The sequence below is a fragment of the Belliella buryatensis genome (assembly GCF_900188245.1).
Lineage (GTDB): Bacteria > Bacteroidota > Bacteroidia > Cytophagales > Cyclobacteriaceae > Belliella > Belliella buryatensis.
The window spans coordinates 1-1,420 of the sequence record NZ_FZOK01000044.1 but is presented as its reverse complement, the minus strand read 5'-3'; the positions used below and the strand labels follow the sequence as shown (position 1 = coordinate 1,420).

Below are 1,420 nucleotides of genomic sequence, written 5' to 3'. Positions count from 1 at the left end.
TGTACTTCCCTAAATAACGTTGACCGTTTGGTTCAACATTCATTAAGTATTTTCATCGGGCAATCATGAGCCAGAGGTTCTTCTCTTGGGCAAACTTCGTAGGGGCTCGACGCCCCTTCGAAGTTTTTCTTTCCTTCGGTATAAACAATCACCGTCGGTCTTTCTTGGGCAGATAAATGTACTAATTTTTGATAAAATCCCATAGGAGTAAATCTCATTTTGAAAGCTCTGTGTAGTCTTTTTGTATTGTAGTGTTCAACTGCTTTTCCCACTTTTTTCTTCAGGTCTTTTAAGTCCTTAATCTGCCATCTTTTGAGGTATTCATTTTTAATAATTCCGTTGATTCGTTCAGCATAAGAGTTTTCCCATGCAACTGTTCCCATACTGATGTGAATATGGTTTTCTTTTAGTAAACAGGTATATTCCTTACTACTATACTGGGATCCTCTGTCTGAATGATGGATCAAGCCCCAAGACTGGTAATTCATTATCTTGAGAGCCATTTTCATAGCCGCTATATTTCCTTCTGTCCTCAGATGTTCGTTGACTGCATATCCTACTACCAATCTGGTATAAACGTCAATGATAAACACCATATAATAATGCTCACCGTTTAAGTGAAAATAGGTTATATCGCTTTGGATTACCTGAAATGGTCTTTTTATTCCCATCCCCTCTATCAGGCTGGGATAAATATAAGCCCCGATATAAGTAGTTCTATGATAATTACTTACACGTTTGACTCCATAACCTAATTCCATGAAAATCTCACAGAACTGATCCCTACCCATAAAGGATGGGCGCAATGTATAATACATCTTTTCAACCCCACAACCAGGGTGTTCTTCCTTGAGCTGATCTGCTAAGATTACCAATTCGGAAACCTCAAGTTCAAAGGCTTCCTGTCTTTTCTTAGCCTGATGAACAGCTTGCTTGCTCACGCCTACAACCTCGTAAAGTGAATTGAGTGAATAAGTCATAGCTTGTCGGTTGTCTTGGAACCACCAGAGTGTGGGGTGTTGGAGTTTTTTTTAATGTCAATCGAATAGTTCTCCTTGGCCAGATCAATCATCTTCTCTAAGTAATCAATCATAATCTGCTTCTGACCTACTGCGCGTTCCAATTCCTTGACCTTTTCTTCCAGTTCCTTTAGCTTGTTTGTCTGACTATCTTTCATCTCAACTATCCTAACATTTTTTTCATTATACGTCGAATACTTGTAAATCCAATTGTAAAGAACACCATTTCTAATATTATAAAAACGCTCCATCTGAGCAACAGACATTTTCCCTTTCTCATAATCATCAACCAATTTACGTTTAAACTCTTCAGAAAATCTCCTTTGGGAATTAATCCTTTTTCCAGTCTTTAACATCTAATTTAAGGGTTAAAAACGGTCAACCTATTTCAGGGAATGACA

At 37.9% G+C, this 1,420-nt stretch carries 2 protein-coding genes; both read right to left on the bottom strand.

The annotated features are described in order from the left end of the window. Positions 1-32: 32 nt before the first annotated feature. Complete coding sequence (locus CHB66_RS16735) at positions 33-980, bottom strand: IS3 family transposase (protein WP_089242553.1); 948 nt, start codon at positions 978-980, stop codon at positions 33-35. Continuing rightward, positions 977-1,375 (bottom strand): transposase, encoded by a 399-nt coding sequence (locus CHB66_RS16730; protein ID WP_089242552.1) that lies wholly within the window; start codon positions 1,373-1,375, stop codon positions 977-979. Before CHB66_RS16730 ends, CHB66_RS16735 begins: the two co-directional genes overlap by 4 nt. Positions 1,376-1,420: the final 45 nt, after the last annotated feature.

What these genes read in the sequence shown, in the direction of transcription:
- CHB66_RS16735 (WP_089242553.1), bottom strand. Translation starts at nt 980, where the DNA reads ATGACTTATTCACTCAATTCACTTTACGAGGTTGTAGGCGTGAGCAAG.
- CHB66_RS16730 (WP_089242552.1), bottom strand. Translation starts at nt 1,375, where the DNA reads ATGTTAAAGACTGGAAAAAGGATTAATTCCCAAAGGAGATTTTCTGAA.